Annotated in this window: 1 protein-coding gene and 1 pseudogene; both read left to right on the top strand. The window is 64.2% G+C overall.

The annotated features are described in order from the left end of the window. Positions 1 to 333 (top strand): phosphopantetheine-binding protein (locus HMPREF1224_RS13820; RefSeq protein WP_010793023.1); only part of this gene is annotated, 333 nt, incomplete at its 5' end. Positions 334 to 470: 137 nt separating this feature from the next. After that, positions 471 to 1393 (top strand): annotated as a pseudogene (locus HMPREF1224_RS13815) (condensation domain-containing protein); the annotation flags it as partial.

Below are 1393 nucleotides of genomic sequence, written 5' to 3'. Positions count from 1 at the left end.
CAGGTCTACGTGGCGCCGCGAAGCGATCTGGAGCAACAGGTCGCGGGGATCTGGGCGGAGGTCCTGCAATTGCAACAGGTCGGGCTCGACGACAATTTCTTCGAACTCGGCGGCCACTCGTTGCTGGCCACCCAGGTCATTGGCCGCCTACGCGAACGACTGCACCTGGAGGTGCCGATCAAGTCGATGTTCACCGCGGAGACACTGGGTGAGTTCTGCCACGGCGTCGAGACCCTCAAGGCCGAGAGCGCGCCGGTGGAAGATGCCCTGGCTAAATCCCTGGAGGCGCTCAAACGTCTATCTGCCGATGAACTTGAAAAACTGATTTCCTAAGAGGCGGTAGCGTGCAAGCACTCATAGAGAAGGTGGGCTCCCTTTCCCCCCAGGAAAGGAAGGCATTGGCTGTCCTGCTCAAGCAGCAAGGTGTCAATCTCTTCGAGATCGCGCCAGTGTTCAAGCGCCAGGACGGCGAGCCCCTGCGGCTCTCCTATGCCCAGGAGCGACAGTGGTTTCTCTGGCAACTGGAGCCGGAAAGCGCGGCCTACCATATCCCGAGTGTCTTGCGTCTACGTGGGCGGCTGGACCTGGATGCCCTGCAACGCAGCTTCGACAGCCTGGTTGCGCGGCACGAGACCCTACGCACCCGTTTTCGCCTCGACGGCGACGAGGCGCGCCAGGAGATCGCCGCATCCATGGCATTGCCGTTGGATATCGTCGCGTTGGGGCCGCTCGAGGAGGGCGCCCTCGCTCGGCAGGTCGAGACGACGATCGCGCGGCCGTTCGACCTGGAGCGTGGGCCGCTGCTGCGGGTGAGCCTGTTGCGGCTGGCCGAGGACGACCATGTGCTGGTGCTGGTCCAGCATCACATCGTGTCCGACGGTTGGTCGATGCAGGTGATGGTCGAGGAACTGGTCCAGCTCTATGCCGCCTATAGTCGAGGGCTCGAGGTAGCGCTGCCGGCTTTGCCGATCCAGTACGCGGACTACGCCCTGTGGCAGCGCAGCTGGATGGAGGCCGGGGAAAAGGAGCGCCAGTTGGCGTACTGGACCGGCCTGCTGGGCGGCGAGCAGCCGGTGCTGGAGTTGCCGTTCGACCGGCCGCGCCCGGTTCGGCAAAGCCATCGTGGTGCCCAGTTCATCCTGGAACTGGATATTGATCTGTCCCAGGCGCTCAGGCGCGTGGCCCAGCAGGAGGGGGCTACTGCCTTCGCCCTGTTGCTGGCTTCGTTCCAGGCGCTGCTGTATCGCTACAGCGGGCAGGCGGATATCCGTGTCGGCGTGCCGATCGCCAATCGCAACCGCGTGGAGACCGAGCGGCTGATCGGCTTCTTCGTCAACACCCAGGTGCTCAAGGCCGACCTGGACGGTCGGATGGGCTTCGACGAGCTGCTGGC

The organism is Pseudomonas sp. P179 (genome assembly GCF_000478485.2).
In the GTDB taxonomy this organism is placed as follows: Bacteria; Pseudomonadota; Gammaproteobacteria; order Pseudomonadales; family Pseudomonadaceae; genus Pseudomonas; species Pseudomonas aeruginosa.
Note: the sequence above shows the minus strand (reverse complement) of the source record. Positions and strands in the feature narration are given on the sequence as shown.